Raw genomic sequence first — 14931 nt, 5'->3', positions numbered from 1 at the left:
GATGGATATGTTCAACGCAATCGTCCAGACGCTGGACTCGACCATCCGCCTCTCGGTGCCGCTGCTGCTCGCCTGCCTCGCCGGCCTCTACTCGGAACGCGCTGGCATCTTCGACATCGGTCTCGAAGGCAAGATGCTGGTCGGCGCCTTCGCCGGTGCGGCGGCCGCTTCCGTGTTTCATTCGGCCTTTCTCGGCCTCGGCATGGCCATCCTGATCTCGGTCGCGTTTGCCATGATCCACGGTTTTGCCTCGATCACCCATCGCGGCAACCAGATCGTCTCCGGGGTGGCCATCAATTTCATCGCCGCCGGGTCGACCATCATTCTCGGCCAGGCCTGGTTCCAGCAGGGCGGGCGCACGCCGGCGCTGCAACCGGGCGAGCGCTTCGAGGCCATCATCTTGCCGGGGGCCGACGCCATCCACGACGTGCCGATCATCGGACCGATCTATGCCGAGCTTCTGTCGGGCCACTCGATCCTGGTCTATATCGCTTTCCTGATGGTGCCGTTCACCTGGTGGGTGCTGTTTCGCACCCGCTTCGGCCTCAGGCTGCGCGCCGTCGGCGAGAATCCGGCCGCCGTCGACACCGCCGGCATCTCGGTCGCCTGGCTGCGCTACCGGGCGCTGATCTGTACCGGCGTGCTGACCGGCATCGCCGGCGCCTATCTGTCGATGGTGCAGAATGGCGGCTTCGTCAAGGACATGACCGCCGGCAAGGGCTACATCGCGCTGGCCGCGCTGATCTTCGCCAAGTGGAAACCGGTCAACGCCATGTTCGCCTGCTTGCTGTTCGGCTTCCTCGACGCGTTGTCGATCCGCCTGCAAGGCTCGCCGCTGCCTATCATCGGCAAGGTGCCGGTGCAGTTCATGCAGGCGCTGCCCTATATCCTCACCGTCATCCTGCTCGCCGGCTTCATCGGCAAGGCGATCCCGCCGCGCGCCGGTGGCGTGCCTTACGTGAAGGAGCGCTGAGCCGAAATCGAGGGGCGCGCGGGTCAAGCCAAGGCATGTCGCTCAAAAGTGGTCCCGGTTTTGAGACAACTACATGCATAGAGACAAGCAGCAGTGCCGGCTTTCAGGCATGATCATCGGAGAGAGCAAACTGAATGTCGCATGATCTGTTCGAGGCCGCCAAGGCTGCCATGGCCAAGGCCTATGCGCCCTATTCGAAGTTTCCGGTGGGCGCCGCATTGCGCACCGAGGACGGGCGCATCTTTGCCGGCGCCAATATCGAGGTCGCCTCCTATCCGGAAGGCTGGTGCGCCGAGACCACCGCGCTTGGCCACTACATCATGGGCGGCGGCGGCAGAATCGTGGAAATCGCCGTGCTTGCCGAACGCATGGCCAAGTGCTCGCCTTGCGGCGGCTGCCGGCAGCGGCTGGCCGAATTCTGCCAGCCGGAAACCAAACTCTATCTCTGCGACAATGCCGGCGTGGCCGAGACCGTGACCATGGGCGACATGCTGCCCTACGGCTTCCGCGGCGACATTTTGAAATGAAGACCTGGTTGAAAATGAAGAACTGGCTGAAATGAAGAGTTGGCTGCGATGAAGGAAAAGGCGCTGGACCATCTCGTCGAACGGCTGGACGGCCTGGCGCCGTCGACCGCACTGGTGTTGGGTTCGGGCCTGGGCGGGCTGGTCGACCAGATCGAGGATCCGATCCGCATCTCCTATGCCGATCTGCCGGGTTTTCCCAGAAGCGGCGTCACCGGCCATGCCGGCGAAGTGGTGGCGGGGCTGTTTGCCGGCGTGCCGGTGCTGCTGCTGTCCGGCCGCGCCCACTACTACGAGCACGGCAACGCGGCGGCGATGCGGCCGGCGCTGGAAGTGCTTGCCGGCATCGGCATCACGAAACTGATCCTCACCAATGCCGCCGGCTCGGTCGATCCGGACATGCCGCCGGGCTCGGTGATGCTGATATCGGACCACATCAATTTCTCGGGCACCAATCCGCTGATCGGCGAGCCGAGCGACCGCCGCTTTGTCGGCCTGACCGAAGCCTATGATGCCGGCATCCGCAAGGCGCTGGAACGGGCGGCGAAAGCGACCGGCACCGTGCTGCACAAGGGCGTCTACATGTGGTTCTCCGGCCCGTGCTTCGAAACGCCCGCCGAAATTCGCATGGCGCGCATCATGGGCGCCAATGCGGTCGGCATGTCGACCGTGCCGGAGGTCATTCTCGCCCGCTTCCTCGGACTGCGCGTCGCCGCCTGCTCGGTCATCACCAATTTGGCGGCCGGCATGACCGGGGCCGAGCTTTCGCACCAGGAGACCAAGGACATGGCGCCGATCGGCGGCGCGCGGCTGACAACGATCCTGCAGCGCGTGTTCCGTGACGGGCTGCTGGAGAGTTGATGCTTCCCCAGGAAATCATCCGGCGCAAGCGCGATGGCCTGAAGCTGTCGGCGCAGGAGATCGCCGGCTTCGTCGAAGGCGTCACCGACGGGGCCGTTTCGGACGGCCAGGTCGGCGCCTTCGCCATGGCGGTGTTCTTCAACGGCATGAGCCGCGACGAGGCGGTGGCGCTGACGCTGGCGATGCGCGATTCCGGTGACGTGCTCGACTGGTCGGACCTGCCCGGCCCGGTTACCGACAAGCATTCGACAGGCGGCGTCGGCGACAATGTCTCGCTGATGCTGGCGCCGATCGTTGCCGCCTGCGGCGCCTATGTGCCGATGATTTCCGGCCGCGGCCTTGGCCACACCGGCGGTACGCTGGACAAGATGGATGCCATTCCCGGCTATGCCAGCCAGCCCGATATCGCGCTGTTTCGCAAGGCGGTGCTTGAAACCGGCTGCGCCATCATCGGCCAGACCGCCGACCTCGCGCCCGCCGATCGTCGGCTCTACGCGATCCGCGATGTCACCGGCACGGTCGAATCGGTGCCGCTGATCACCGCTTCGATCCTGTCGAAGAAGCTGGCGGCCGGGCTGCAATCGCTGGTGCTCGACGTCAAGGTCGGCAACGGCGCCTTCATGGAAAAGTCGCGTGACGCGACCTCGCTCGCCAACAGCCTGGTCGAGATCGCCAATGGCGCCGGCTTGAAGGCCTCGGCGTTGATCACCGGCATGAATGAGCCGCTGGCCTCGGCCGCCGGCAACGCGGTCGAGGTGCGCAACGCCGTCGATTTCCTCACCGGCCGTCTGCGTGATCGTCGGCTGGAGGACGTGACGCTGGCGCTCGCCGCCGAGATGCTGCAATCGGCGGGACTGGTGTCGTCCAACCAGGATGGCATGCGGCGCGCCACCGAGACGCTTGCCAGCGGCCGCGCCGCCGCCACTTTCGCGCGCATGGTCGCCACACTCGGCGGCCCCGCCGATTTCATCGAGAAGCCGGAAAAATACCTGGCCGCGGCGGCGACCGAATTTGCCGTCAAGGCGACCGCGAACGGCTTCGTCACCGGCATAGCGACCCGCGACATTGGGGTCGCCGTGGTTGGCCTGGGAGGCGGACGCACGCGGCCGGACGACAAGGTCGACCCCGCGGTCGGCATCACCAGGCTGTTGCCGGTCGGTGCGGAAGCGAGGATCGGCGAGCCGCTGGCCCTGGTCCATGCCCGCTCACAGGCCGATGCCGAGGCGGCCGCCGCCGCCGTGCTTTCGGCCTATGCGATTGGGCCGTCAAAGCCGGCCGCCGACAAGTCGGTCATCCGGCGGATACTTCCGCGCGGCTGACTACTGAACGAGCAGCAGCGTGCCATTCTCGGCCTGGAATTTGCCAAGCCGATTGAGGAAGCTCATACCGATCAGGTTGGTGTGCAGCGCCTTGTCGTCGAGCACGATGGTCTGGACGTCATTGACCGTGATGCTGCCGATCTGCAGCCGGTCGATCATTGCCACGGCAGCCTTGATCGAGCCATTGGCGGTGCTGACCTCGTGACTGAAGTCGGAAGGGTTCAGCGACAGGCCAATCCTGCGTGCCGTCGAGGTGTTGATGGCGACCAGCGTGGCGCCGGTATCGATCATGCCGTCGACCTGGCGTCCGTTGAGCTTGAAGGCCGACGAAAAGTGCCCGCGCTCGTCCGCCGTGACTACGACCTTGCGGCCGAGCGCCAACGGCGCCGTCGGCTTGTCGGGCACCGATGCCAGATTGACGTCCGGTTGGGTTTCGACCGCGGGTTTGCTCGTCACCGTCGATTTCAGCAGGTTTTCGATGATTTGCGGGTTCGACTGATACACAATCGGTATCGATGCCGATGTACCGGTGAAAACGCCAAGGATGAGAAGTTTGCGCAGCATGGATCGGCCTTCGTGACAGCCGATCCTTAAGCCCGGATGGTGTTTGCCGCTTTAACGCGCGCCAAAACCGCGCCTTTGCGTAAACATTTGGTAAATCATACCAATCTCCCAGATTGGTATTACTTGGTCCCGTACATGCGATCGCCGGCGTCGCCGAGGCCGGGCATTATGTAGCCCTTCTCGTTGAGCTGGCGGTCGATCGAAGCGGTGAAGACGGGAACATCCGGATGCGCCTTGGTGAAGCGCTCGATGCCTTCGGGCGCCGCCAGCAGACAGAGGAAGCGGATGTTGGTGGCGCCGCGCCCCTTCAGCTTGTCGATCGCCGCGATCGCCGAATTGGCGGTGGCCAGCATCGGATCGACGACGATCACCAGCCGGTCGGCGAGGTCGCTCGGCGCCTTGAAGAAATATTCGACTGCTTCCAGCGTTTCATGATCGCGGTAAAGGCCGATATGGGCCACGCGCGCCGCCGGCACCAGGTCGAGCAGGCCTTCGAGCAAGCCGTTGCCGGCGCGCAGCACCGAGGCAAAGACCAGTTTCTTGCCCTCCAGCGTCGGCGCCTCCATGGTCTCGATCGGCGTTTCGATCGTTGTCGTGGTCAGTTCGAGGTTGCGGGTGACCTCGTAGCCGAGCAGCAGCGAGATCTCGCGCAGCAGCCGCCGGAAGCCGGCCGTCGAGGTCTCCTTCTTGCGCATAATGGACAGCTTGTGCTGGACAAGCGGATGGTCGACGACGGTGACGCCCTGCATGGTGTTCTCCTGATGCCTGCGCCCGAAAGTGCGCGCATGGTCCTTCGGACGCGCCGCGCTTCAAGCTGATTGAGCGAACCCTAGCGATAATGCGTCGGCCAAGGAACCGCTTGGCCTGCCCCGACCACAGCTTTGTCGGAAGAAATCAGCGAGCGGCGCCGTTGAGACGGGCAAGAAGCGCGGTCTTGGTCTTTCTGTCGACGAAAGCGGCCTCGATGGCCGTTCTGGTGACGGCCGTCAGCGCCTTTTCGTTCATCGAGAAATGCTCGGCGGCGATGTCGTATTCGCGCTTCAGCGAGGTCCAGAAATAGGGCGGATCGTCGGAATTGAGCGTCACCTTGCAGCCGGCCGCCTGCAGGGCCGGAAAGGGATGGTCGGCAAAACTATCGAATACCTTGAGCGCGATGTTGGAACCGGGGCAGCATTCCAGCACGACGCCCTCATCGGCGATGCGCCGCACAAGGTCCGGATTCTCGATGGCGCGCACGCCATGGCCGATGCGCGAGGGGCGGATGTGATCGAGCGCCGCCTTGACGGTCTCCCAGCCCGTCAGTTCGCCGGCATGGATGGTGATGCCGAGCCCGGCCTCGCGTGCGATCTCGAAGGCCCTGACATAGTCCTCCATGTCGCCTATGCGCTCGTCGCCGGCGACGCCGAAGCCGGTGACCAGCGGATGCCCGCAGCGCGCCGCGAAGCGCGCCGCCTGCTCGATCGACTCGACGCCGACATGGCGCACGCCGGTGACGATCATGCGGCCCTCGATGCCGGTCTTGGCCTTGGCCCGGGCCATGCCTTCGCCAAGCGCGTCGGTATAGGCCTTGGGCGACAGCCCGGCCTTCTTGGCATGGTCGGGCGACGTGAACACCTCGGAATAGATGGCGCCGTCGCGGGCGAGGCTGGTCAGATAATGGTCGGCCAGCCGCGCATAGTCCTCCTCCGTCCGGAACATATCGGAGGCAAAATCGTAAGCCGCCAGGAAGGATGTGAAGTCGTGCCAGACGAATGACCCGTTCTGGATATAAGGCGAGGTGTCCTTGCCGTATTTCTGCGCCTGGCGGATGACAAGTTCGGGCGCCGCTGCCCCTTCGATGTGGCAGTGCAATTCCGCTTTCAAAGGCATTCACTCATCCCGTCGGTCAGTCCAGGTCTTGAAAACCCACCACCTGGAAGCGCGGCTGAACACCGCGCCTTAAACAATAGCGCCCGCACCATCGATCGGCTATGGTCCCGCCGGTTTTATGACGGATCAAAAAAATGTCAGTTGAGAGAACCACGGCCGCGGGCGGCATGGAAACCTCCTATGGTTTCAAGCGTGTAGGGGCTGGCGACAAGCAGTCCCTGGTCAACGATGTTTTCCACAAGGTAGCCAACCGCTACGACCTGATGAACGATCTGATGTCGGCCGGCCTGCACCGGCTGTGGAAGGATGCCATGGTCACCTGGCTCAATCCTCCAAAAAGGATCGGCTGGCGCGTGCTCGACGTTGCCGGCGGCACCGGCGACATCGCCTTCCGCATCGTCGATGCAAGCCATGGTCAGGCCCATGCCACCGTGCTCGACATCAATGGCTCGATGCTTGCCGTCGGCCGCGACCGGGCCGAAAAGAAAGGCCTGTCCGGCAACACCGACTTCGTCGAGGCCAATGCCGAGGAACTGCCCTTCGCTGACGCCACGTTCGACGCCTACACCATTGCTTTCGGCATTCGCAACGTGCCGCGCATCGATGTCGCGCTCTCGGAAGCGTTCCGTGTGCTGAAGCCGGGCGGCCGGTTTCTCTGCCTCGAATTTTCCGAAGTCGAGATGCCGCTGCTCGACAAGGCCTACGAAGCCTGGTCGTTCAATGCCATTCCGAAAATCGGCAGGATGGTCACCGGCGACGGCGAGCCCTATTCCTACCTGGTCGAATCGATCGCCAGGTTTCCCAACCAGGCGAATTTTGCTTCCATGATCACCCGCGCGGGCTTCGATCGCGTTTCCTTCCGCAACTATTCCGGCGGCATCGCGGCACTTCATTCGGGCTGGAAGCTTTGAGGCTCGACCGCATTTCTCATAGTCGATGTGCGCTATGCCGGTTCAAAGAGCCGGCAGGACGGGCGCAGCCATGAGCACCGTCGGTGCTGGATTTCGGCTCGTCCGGGCCGGCTGGGTGCTGGTGCGCGAGGGCGTCGTCGCCGCCTTGCCGGGCGAGGAACTGTCCGGCCTGCCGAAATTCGGCTGGCGGCTGGCGCGGCTGTTCACCCGCCGCCGCGCGCTGGCCTATGAGCGCAGCGACCGGCTGGCCAAGGCGGTGGTTCGGCTGGGGCCGTCCTATGTCAAGCTCGGTCAGTTCCTGGCGACACGGCCCGACGTCGTCGGCAACGACATGGCGCTCGATCTGGCCATGTTGCAGGACAAGATGCACACCTTCCCGAAGTCCGAGGCCGTCGCGGCGATCGAGCTTTCGCTCGGGCGCAAGGTCGGCGATCTCTACGCGCAATTCGGCGACCCGGTCGCCGCTGCCTCCATCGCCCAGGTCCACGCCGCCGACACCATCCATGACGGCATAGCCACCAAGGTGGCGGTGAAGGTGATCCGGCCGGGCGTGCGCCGCCGCTTCTTCCATGATCTCGAAAGCTATTTCCTCGCCGCCCGCCTGCAGGAGAAATACATCCCGTCGTCGCGCCGGCTGCGGCCGGTCGAGGTCACCGAGACACTGGCGCAGACCACCAAGGTCGAAATGGATCTTCGCCTCGAGGCGGCCGCACTGTCGGAGCTTGGCGAGAACACCAGGGATGATCCCGGTTTTCGCGTCCCTTCCGTCGACTGGGAACGCACCGGCCGTGACGTGCTGACCATGGAGTGGGTCGACGGCGTCAAGATGAACGACATTGCCGGCCTTGCGGCTGCCGGTCACGACCTGAAAACCATCGCCACCAATCTCATCCAGTCGTTCCTGCGCCACACGCTGCGCGACGGATTCTTCCACGCCGACATGCATCCCGGAAACCTGTTCGTCGAGGCGAACGGCACCATCGTTGCCGTCGATCTCGGCATAGCCGGCAGGCTTGGCAAGAAGGAGCGCCGCTTCCTCGCCGAAATCCTCTACGGCTTCATCACCCGCGACTATCTGCGTGTCGCCGAGGTGCATTTCGAGGCCGGCTATGTGCCGCGCCAGCACAATGTCGCGGCTTTCGCGCAAGCGATCCGCGCCATCGGCGAACCGATCCACGGCCAGCCGGCCGAGACCATTTCGATGGCCAAGCTTTTGACGCTGCTGTTCGAAGTCACCGAACTCTTCGACATGGCGACGCGGCCGGAATTGATCCTGTTGCAGAAGACAATGGTGGTGGTCGAGGGCGTGGCGCGCACGCTCGACCCGGCCTTCAACATGTGGAAGACGGCCGAACCGGTGGTCGGCGGCTGGATCGCCGGCAATCTTGGCCCGCGCGGCATGATGGTCGATGCGCGCGATGGCGCCAAGGCGCTGCTGACGCTGGCCCGCCAGGCGCCCGAGCTTGCGGCGCGCACCGATCGGCTGTCGCGTGAGATCGACCTGATGGCCGAGCACGGCCTGCGCTTCGACGAGACCACCGCCCATGCCATCGGCAAGGCCGAGGCGCGCTACAGCCGCTCCGGCCGCCTGGCGCTGTGGGTGATCGCGCTGACGCTGGTCTATATCGCCTGGAAGGTCATCTAGCCCCGACGGCATCGGGATCAGTTTCGGCAACTTGCAGCGAAATGATTGCATTGCTATCATTGCACTCGGCAATCACAGCTGAGTGCAATCATATGGCCGGCATTACGATCCGCAACCTTGACGATGAGGTCAAGGAGATGTTGCGCCGATTGGCGGCGGAAAACGACCGCTCCATGGAAGAGCAGGCGCGGGTGATGATCCGGGCCGCGGTTGACGGGCAGATCGGCTCCGTGGGCCGCATCGACCAGATCGAGAAAACCCTTCGCGAACTGACCAGTTCGCACGGCGCAGCGGCTCCCGTTGCCGTGCAAGCAGGCAAGAGTTTGCCGCGCGGCCTCTCCGGCAAGCGCATCCTGCTCATCATCGGTGGCGGTATTGCTGCCTACAAGGCACTGGATCTGATCCGCCGGTTGCGCGAGCGCGGTGCCTCGGTGCGGGTGGTCATGACATCAGCCGCGCAGGAATTCGTCACCACGCTGTCGGTGGGCGCGCTCTCCGCCGACCATGTCTTCACCGAACTGTTCGACCGCAATGACGAACACGATGTCGGCCATATCAGGCTGTCGCGCGAGGCCGAGGTTCTCGTGGTGGCGCCGGCCACCGCCGACCTGATGGCCAAGCTCGCCAACGGCCACGCCAACGATCTTGCCTCGACCGTGCTCCTCGCCACCGACAAGCCGGTGCTGATGGCGCCGGCCATGAACCCAAAAATGTGGGCGCATCCGGCGACCCGTCGCAACCGCGCGACGTTGCAAAAGGACGGCATTGCCTTCGTCGGACCGGCCAAGGGCGAGATGGCCGAAAGCAATGAGGCGGGCGAAGGCCGCATGGCCGAGCCGCTGGAGATCGTCGCCGCCATCGAGGCGCTGCTCGACGTCAGCCCCAAGCCGCTGTCGGGGCGCAGGATCATCGTGACCTCCGGCCCGACGCATGAGCCGATCGACCCGGTGCGCTACATCGCCAACCGTTCGTCGGGCAAGCAGGGCCACGCCATCGCGGCGGCACTGGCCAGGCTCGGCGCCGATGTCCGCCTCGTCTCCGGCCCGGTTGGCATCGCCGATCCCGCAGGCGTGAAAACCATCCATGTCGAACGCGCGCAAGAGATGCGCGATGCGGTGGAACAGCTTCTGCCCGCCGATGCGGCGGTGTTCGTCGCCGCCGTTGCCGATTGGCGCAGCGAGAATTCGGCCGGTGAGAAGATCAAGAAGGTGGCGGGCGAAGGACCGCCGGTGCTGCGCATGGTCGAGAATCCCGACATTCTCGCCGGGGTTGGCCATCACAGCCAGCGACCCGGGCTTGTGATTGGCTTCGCCGCCGAGACACAGGATCTCTTGCGCAACGCCGAGGCCAAGCTCAGGAAGAAGGGCGCCGATTTCATCGTTGCCAACGATGTGTCGCACGAAAGCGGCATCGGCCCTTCGGGCGTGATGGGCGGCGATCGCAATCGGGTGCGGATCGTGTCAAAGGCCGGCGTCGAGGAATGGCCCGAGATGAGCAAGGACGAGGTGGCGGCGCGGCTCGCCGCCCTGATCGCCGAACGGTTGAAGACGACCGTCGTTTGAGCGGAGGCGCTGGAAAGACGGCGTGCTTCAGGTCATTTGGCTCTGCATAACCCTCGGGTTAATTGGACAAAAGCTCCGCGGTTCGGGCAAGTGCGCCGGCAAAACCGTTGAGCGGAATGGAAAAGCTCACCGCCTGTCCGGTGTCGGCCGCGAAGGCATCGATCTTGAGGGTGGTGCCCGACTTCAGCAGCGGTGTGAGGGCCGCATCGAACGCCACCGGCACCAGGCAGCCGACGACCTGGCAGGTGTTGAATGGCAGGCTGCCATCGAGCTTCTGGTCGTCGATGCTCAGGCTGACGCCCTTGGCCAGCGCCAGGCCGAACGGCAGCGCGAGCGTACCGGCGGCATCGTCGCCGGTCTTGCTCGACAGCTCGATCGCCAGCAGGCGCTGGTTGTTTTGCTTGTTGAATTGCTGATGCGACAGGCTGCAGTTCTTGGTCGTGCCTGATATCTGGCAATTGACCGTCCAATCGCCATGGGTTTCGGACAGTGCCGACGCGCCGCCCGGCAATTGCGGGGCATCGGCGGCGGGCGCCGCCACCACCTTGTCGGTCTTGGTTTGCGCAGCCATGGCCGGCACACCGACGACACAGGCAACACCCAGCATTGCCACGAAATACGCGTACTTCCTCATCAAGACCCTCCCGCCCGGCTCCGCCTGGGCCAGCTGGAAGCTGACCTTGAGAGACGCGCCGATCGCGTTCCATTTAACCGTTTCGCCGGAGGCGCCGTTGTACCTGACGGATATGCCGGCGCCGTTGGCGCCATTTGGCTCAAGGCCGGCGCCGGCTCGATAGAGCGGCGAATCGAAGGCTTCCGTCAAGTGCAATGCGGGGTTGCAAGGCAGATTCTCCGCCGCCGCGAAGCGGCCTTCGGTGGTCGACATGCTGATTTCGCTTCGATCTGCGCCGAGATATGGCACAGCCGGACAGACGCCCTATATTACGGCCAGAATTTCTTCATGCGGGAATGAGCGGATGTCGGCGCTTCGATCATCAACGGTTTTCACATCGGCAATGCTGGCGACGGCAATGCTGGTCGGCGCTCGCCCGCCCGCTTCGGCGCAGGCCCTTGATTCCGCCGCCGCCAACAACGCGCTGATCCGGCAGAACGACCTGCAAATCCTGGAGAACCGGGTGCAGCGGCAGCAATACCAGCAGCAACAGCAACAGTATCGTGCCCAGGACCGCCAGATCGTCCAGCAGCCACAGCTGGTCGTGCCGCAGCTCAAGCCAAGCTGCCAGACGCAGATAATCGGCTCCACCGCTGTGGGCAATTGCCGCTGACAAGCCGGCGTTTTTCATTTATTAGCCGACTTATGTATTCGGAGTGTCTTTCGGCACACGCGAAAGTTTTGGTTTTGCAACGATGCTCTGTCGCGCTATGCGGCATTTGCATCGACTGGATCGACGAATGGCAGGCACCAAGAAAAAGGCCGTACGCAAGGCAAAGAAGGGCGAGAGGATCCGTCAGGTAGCGGCTATCCCCTTCCGGCTGAACGCGCGTGGCGATATCGAGGTGATGCTGGTTACTTCGCGAACCACAAGACGCTTCATCGTCCCCAAGGGCTGGCCGATGAAGGGCAAGAGCGGACGCAAGGCAGCCACCATCGAGGCGCGGGAGGAAGCCGGCGTGCTCGGCAAGACGCTGAGAGAGCCGGCGGGCACCTACTCCTACTGGAAACGGCTGGCCAATCGCTTCGTCCGCGTCGACGTCATCGTCTATCTGCTCGAAGTGAGCGAGGAACTGGCCAACTGGCAGGAGGCCAGACAGCGCCAGCGGGCCTGGCTGGCGCCGGCCGATGCGGCCATGCTCATCGACGAACCGGACCTTTCGACGCTGGTGGCGACCTTGACGATTGCCGAGCCTGCGCCGCTCTAACTCAAAGAGACAGAGCATGATGTCGTCCGAAAACCGCTTCACACTTTTCGGCATCATGCTTCTGGCTCCGCCTGAGGTTGGACCTCACTCGGCGGTGCCGCCCTCTTCGGGGAAAGGCCGCACCGGCGTGCCGGTATAGGCCCACAACCATTCGCGCGGCAGCGGTCCCTTGTTTCGCTCGGCTTGCTGCGACTGCTCCCAGGCATGCGCCAGGATGCCGACCGAGCGCGACAGCACGAAAAGCCCGCGCGTCAGCGGCGGCGGAAAGCCGAGTTCGCCATAGATGACGGCGGTGGCGCCATCGATGTTGAGCGGTATCTTTTTCCCCTTGCGTTGAGCGATTTCCGCTTCGATCGCTTCGGCGATGTCGGCGAAGCGTCCATTGACGACGCCACGCGCGGCAAACTCGCGGGTCAGTTCCAGCAGGCGCGGCGCGCGTGGATCGACCGGATGGAAGCGGTGTCCGAGCCCCGGCACATAGCCCTTCTCCCCGGCGAAGAACCGGTCGAGCCGCGACGACACGGCTTCATTCAGCGCGACGCCACTATCGAGCGCCAGTGCGATGTCACCGTAGAACGACAGTGCCTGTTCGCCGGCGCCGCCATGCACGTCGCCAAGCACGTTGATGGCCGAGGCCATGGCGCTGTTGATGCCGACGCCGCAGGTTGCCGCCATGCGGGCGATGGCGATCGATGGCGCCTGCGGCCCATGGTCGACGGCGGCGCCGAGCGCGATGCCGAGCAGCGCCGCCTGGTCCTCGCTGGGCAGGTCGCCGCGCAGCATCAGCCAGATCATCGCCGGGAAGCTGACGCGGCCGATCAGCTCCTGGATCTCATAACCGCGCAGCCGGATGACGCCGGGCTGCATCTCGATGATATCGGTCTGCCACCATTCCTCGCCGCGCTCACGGCCGGTCTTCTTCTCCGTGCCACTCATGCCCGTGCCTTTGCCTTGGCGCGCGGCGGCAGGTCGGCGAAGACCTCGTCCATATGCTCGCCGAGCGCCGGTGGCGGCTTCGTCGGCAAGGGGGCCGTGCCATCGACCATGAAGCCGCCGCGCAGAACCGTCAGCGGCCTGTCCACACCCGGCACGTCCTCAAAATTCGCGGTCACCTGGCGCTCGAGCACTTGCGGCTCGGCCAGCACTTGCGGGATCGTCAGCACCCTGCCCGCGGGCACGCCGGCACGATTGAGCGTTTCTTCCCAGACCGCCGCCGGTGCGCCCGCCAGGGCTCCCTCGATCTCGACTTTAAGCGCCACCCGGTTGCGCTTGCGCGTCTCCCGCTCGGCAAAGCGGGGATCCGAGGCAAGTTCCGGTCGCCCGATCAGCCGGCACAGCGCCACGAACTGCTCCTGCTTGTTGGCGGCGATGTTGAGCAGCCCGTCGCCGGTGCGAAAGGCGCCGGAGGGTGCTGCGGTCATGTTCTCGTTGCCCATCGGCTGCGGATCGACGGCTGCGGTGAGGTAGTTGGAGACCGGCCAGCCGAGCGCCGAGAGCGTGCATTCGAGCATCGAGACGTCGAGAAAGGCGCCCTCGCCGCTTGTCTTTTGCCGGACCAGCGCCGCGGCAATAGCGAACGCGCCGACCAGTCCGCCAAGCGTGTCGGCGACGGGATAGCCGACCCGCAGTGGCGCCGTCTCCGGCGTGCCGGTGATGCTCATGATCCCCGACAGGCCCTGGATGATCTGGTCATAGGCGGGGTTGTCGCGCATCGGTCCAGTCTGGCCGAAACCGGATATCGCGCAATAGACGAGGCCGGGGCGGATCGCCTTCAGCGCCTCGTAACCAAGGCCGAGCCGATCCATCACGCCGGGGCGGAAATTCTCCACCAGCGCATCGGCGCTGGCGACCAGATCGAGGAAGCGTTCGCGATCGGCCGGCTTCTTGAGGTCGAGCGCCACCGATCGTTTGCCGGCGTTCTGCGCCAGGAACGAGGCGCCCATGCCGGCGCTGTTGAGCTTCTGTGAGCCGCCGAGCTGGCGCGCCAGGTCGCCGCCTTGCGGGACCTCGACCTTGATCACGTCGGCCCCGATCAGCGCCAGCTGATAGGCGCAATAGGGGCCGGCCAGGACGTTGGTCAGGTCGAGGACACGGATGCCGGAAAGCAGTTCGGTCATGGCAGCTCAAACCGATCAGGCATCGCCGGGCACATGCTCCGGTCCGCGCCGCCGGCGGTGCTCGATATAGGCCCAGATATGCGGCCCGACCAGGCCGATGAAGGCGAGCGTCAAAAGCGTCAGCGACAGCGGATGCTTGTAGAATACCGACCAGTCGCCATTCGAGATGGTCATCGCCCGGCGGAACTGGGTTTCGGCGAGTGGCCCCAGGATCATGCCGATGATGACCGGCGCGGTCGGGAAATCGAAGCGCCGCATCAGGTACCCGGCCGCCCCCAGCAGATAGAGGATGACGAGGTCGATAGGCGATTGCGAGATGCCATAGGTGCCGACCGTCGCGAACACCAGGATGCCGGCATAGAGCTGCGGCGCCGGGATCTTCAGCAGCCGCACCCACAGCCCGATCAGCGGCAGGTTGAGGATGACGAGGATGACGTTGGCGATGAACAGGCTGGCGATCAGCCCCCAGACGAGGTCGCCTTGCGTCGTCAGAAGCAGCGGCCCGGGATTGATGCCGTAGCTCTGGAACGCCGACAGCATGATCGCCGCCGTCGCCGAGGTCGGCAGGCCGAGCGTCAGCATCGGCACCAGCACGCCGGCGGCGGACGCATTGTTGGCGGCTTCCGGGCCGGCAACGCCCTCGATGGCGCCAACCGTGCCGAACTCTTGCTTGTGCTTGGACAGCTTCTTTTCGATGGCATAGGA

Annotated in this window: 16 protein-coding genes; 9 read left to right on the top strand and 7 right to left on the bottom strand. The window is 64.6% G+C overall.

The annotated features are described in order from the left end of the window. Position 1 precedes the first annotated feature (1 nt). The 4 genes from ACFSQT_RS05560 to deoA all read left to right on the top strand — a co-directional run bounded on the left by ACFSQT_RS05560 (position 2) and on the right by deoA (position 3677). Positions 2-973: an ABC transporter permease gene (locus ACFSQT_RS05560; protein ID WP_379017377.1), complete on the top strand. Its 972-nt coding sequence runs from the start codon at positions 2-4 to the stop codon at positions 971-973. Positions 974-1107: 134 nt separating this feature from the next. Further along, the gene (gene cdd, locus ACFSQT_RS05555; RefSeq protein ID WP_379017376.1) at positions 1108-1500 is read left to right on the top strand and encodes a cytidine deaminase; all 393 of its coding nucleotides are present in this window, start codon (positions 1108-1110) and stop codon (positions 1498-1500) included. Between the two features lie 48 nt (positions 1501-1548). Continuing rightward, positions 1549-2358 (top strand): purine-nucleoside phosphorylase, encoded by an 810-nt coding sequence (locus ACFSQT_RS05550; RefSeq protein ID WP_379017395.1) that lies wholly within the window; start codon positions 1549-1551, stop codon positions 2356-2358. Further along, positions 2358-3677, top strand: coding sequence for a thymidine phosphorylase (gene deoA / locus ACFSQT_RS05545; RefSeq protein WP_379017375.1), 1320 nt, complete (start codon positions 2358-2360; stop codon positions 3675-3677). Before ACFSQT_RS05550 ends, deoA begins: the two co-directional genes overlap by 1 nt. On the opposite strand, the gene ACFSQT_RS05540 is transcribed toward deoA, so the two are convergent. The 3 genes from ACFSQT_RS05540 to ACFSQT_RS05530 form a co-directional block, all read right to left on the bottom strand. Then, a complete protein-coding gene (locus ACFSQT_RS05540) occupies positions 3678-4241 on the bottom strand; it encodes a TIGR02281 family clan AA aspartic protease (RefSeq protein ID WP_379017374.1) in 564 nt (187 codons plus the stop codon). It lies immediately after the preceding gene. A 119-nt stretch (positions 4242-4360) separates the two neighbouring features. Beyond that, positions 4361-4990 (bottom strand): uracil phosphoribosyltransferase, encoded by a 630-nt coding sequence (gene upp, locus ACFSQT_RS05535; protein WP_379017373.1) that lies wholly within the window; start codon positions 4988-4990, stop codon positions 4361-4363. A 145-nt stretch (positions 4991-5135) separates the two neighbouring features. Then, on the bottom strand, positions 5136-6110 hold the full coding sequence (locus ACFSQT_RS05530) for an adenosine deaminase (RefSeq protein ID WP_379017372.1): 975 nt from the start codon (positions 6108-6110) through the stop codon (positions 5136-5138). Between the two features lie 134 nt (positions 6111-6244). Between ACFSQT_RS05530 and ubiE the strand changes: the two genes are divergently transcribed. The 3 genes from ubiE (at position 6245) to coaBC (ending at position 10228) form a co-directional block, all read left to right on the top strand. Further along, entirely contained in the window at positions 6245-7021 is a 777-nt protein-coding gene (gene ubiE / locus ACFSQT_RS05525; RefSeq protein WP_379017370.1) for a bifunctional demethylmenaquinone methyltransferase/2-methoxy-6-polyprenyl-1,4-benzoquinol methylase UbiE, read from the top strand. Positions 7022-7091: 70 nt separating this feature from the next. Beyond that, entirely contained in the window at positions 7092-8666 is a 1575-nt protein-coding gene (ubiB, locus tag ACFSQT_RS05520) for a 2-polyprenylphenol 6-hydroxylase (protein WP_379017369.1), read from the top strand. A 92-nt stretch (positions 8667-8758) separates the two neighbouring features. Next, a complete protein-coding gene (gene coaBC, locus ACFSQT_RS05515) occupies positions 8759-10228 on the top strand; it encodes a bifunctional phosphopantothenoylcysteine decarboxylase/phosphopantothenate--cysteine ligase CoaBC (protein ID WP_379017368.1) in 1470 nt (489 codons plus the stop codon). A gap of 58 nt (positions 10229-10286) precedes the next feature. On the opposite strand, the gene ACFSQT_RS05510 is transcribed toward coaBC, so the two are convergent. Next, positions 10287-11114, bottom strand: a complete 828-nt coding sequence (locus tag ACFSQT_RS05510) for an invasion associated locus B family protein (RefSeq protein WP_379017366.1) — start codon at positions 11112-11114, stop codon at positions 10287-10289. Here ACFSQT_RS05510 and ACFSQT_RS05505 point away from each other — a divergent pair. Further along, positions 11113-11514 carry a hypothetical protein gene (locus ACFSQT_RS05505; RefSeq protein WP_379017365.1) on the top strand — a complete coding sequence of 134 codons (402 nt, stop codon included), beginning with the start codon at positions 11113-11115 and terminating at the stop codon, positions 11512-11514. The genes ACFSQT_RS05510 and ACFSQT_RS05505 overlap by 2 nt on opposite strands. A gap of 127 nt (positions 11515-11641) precedes the next feature. After that, on the top strand, positions 11642-12109 hold the full coding sequence (locus ACFSQT_RS05500) for an NUDIX hydrolase (RefSeq protein WP_379017364.1): 468 nt from the start codon (positions 11642-11644) through the stop codon (positions 12107-12109). An 84-nt stretch (positions 12110-12193) separates the two neighbouring features. Here the strand turns inward: ACFSQT_RS05500 and ACFSQT_RS05495 are convergent, their stop codons facing one another. The 3 genes from ACFSQT_RS05495 to ACFSQT_RS05485 form a co-directional block, all read right to left on the bottom strand. Then, complete coding sequence (locus ACFSQT_RS05495; protein WP_379017363.1) at positions 12194-13045, bottom strand: citryl-CoA lyase; 852 nt, start codon at positions 13043-13045, stop codon at positions 12194-12196. Beyond that, positions 13042-14226, bottom strand: coding sequence for a CaiB/BaiF CoA transferase family protein (locus ACFSQT_RS05490; RefSeq protein WP_379017361.1), 1185 nt, complete (start codon positions 14224-14226; stop codon positions 13042-13044). The genes ACFSQT_RS05495 and ACFSQT_RS05490 overlap by 4 nt, the downstream gene beginning before the upstream one ends. A gap of 15 nt (positions 14227-14241) precedes the next feature. Next, positions 14242-14931 (bottom strand): tripartite tricarboxylate transporter permease (locus ACFSQT_RS05485; RefSeq protein ID WP_379017360.1); only part of this gene is annotated, 690 nt, incomplete at its 5' end.

Source organism: Mesorhizobium calcicola, assembly GCF_042682105.1.
GTDB lineage: Bacteria > Pseudomonadota > Alphaproteobacteria > Rhizobiales > Rhizobiaceae > Mesorhizobium > Mesorhizobium calcicola.
This window is presented reverse-complemented; position numbering and strand designations above follow the sequence as displayed.

Excerpts from the sequence above, each read along its gene's own strand:
- ACFSQT_RS05530 (WP_379017372.1), bottom strand. The coding sequence starts at position 6,110 with ATGCCTTTGAAAGCGGAATTGCACTGCCACATCGAAGGGGCAGCGGCG.
- ACFSQT_RS05505 (WP_379017365.1), top strand. The coding sequence starts at position 11,113 with ATGCTGATTTCGCTTCGATCTGCGCCGAGATATGGCACAGCCGGACAG.
- ubiB (WP_379017369.1), top strand. The coding sequence starts at position 7,092 with ATGAGCACCGTCGGTGCTGGATTTCGGCTCGTCCGGGCCGGCTGGGTG.
- ACFSQT_RS05550 (WP_379017395.1), top strand. The coding sequence starts at position 1,549 with ATGAAGGAAAAGGCGCTGGACCATCTCGTCGAACGGCTGGACGGCCTG.
- cdd (WP_379017376.1), top strand. The coding sequence starts at position 1,108 with ATGTCGCATGATCTGTTCGAGGCCGCCAAGGCTGCCATGGCCAAGGCC.
- ACFSQT_RS05490 (WP_379017361.1), bottom strand. The coding sequence starts at position 14,226 with ATGACCGAACTGCTTTCCGGCATCCGTGTCCTCGACCTGACCAACGTC.
- coaBC (WP_379017368.1), top strand. The coding sequence starts at position 8,759 with ATGGCCGGCATTACGATCCGCAACCTTGACGATGAGGTCAAGGAGATG.
- ACFSQT_RS05500 (WP_379017364.1), top strand. The coding sequence starts at position 11,642 with ATGGCAGGCACCAAGAAAAAGGCCGTACGCAAGGCAAAGAAGGGCGAG.
- ACFSQT_RS05495 (WP_379017363.1), bottom strand. The coding sequence starts at position 13,045 with ATGAGTGGCACGGAGAAGAAGACCGGCCGTGAGCGCGGCGAGGAATGG.
- upp (WP_379017373.1), bottom strand. The coding sequence starts at position 4,990 with ATGCAGGGCGTCACCGTCGTCGACCATCCGCTTGTCCAGCACAAGCTG.
- ubiE (WP_379017370.1), top strand. The coding sequence starts at position 6,245 with ATGTCAGTTGAGAGAACCACGGCCGCGGGCGGCATGGAAACCTCCTAT.
- ACFSQT_RS05560 (WP_379017377.1), top strand. The coding sequence starts at position 2 with ATGGATATGTTCAACGCAATCGTCCAGACGCTGGACTCGACCATCCGC.
- ACFSQT_RS05510 (WP_379017366.1), bottom strand. The coding sequence starts at position 11,114 with ATGTCGACCACCGAAGGCCGCTTCGCGGCGGCGGAGAATCTGCCTTGC.
- deoA (WP_379017375.1), top strand. The coding sequence starts at position 2,358 with ATGCTTCCCCAGGAAATCATCCGGCGCAAGCGCGATGGCCTGAAGCTG.
- ACFSQT_RS05540 (WP_379017374.1), bottom strand. The coding sequence starts at position 4,241 with ATGCTGCGCAAACTTCTCATCCTTGGCGTTTTCACCGGTACATCGGCA.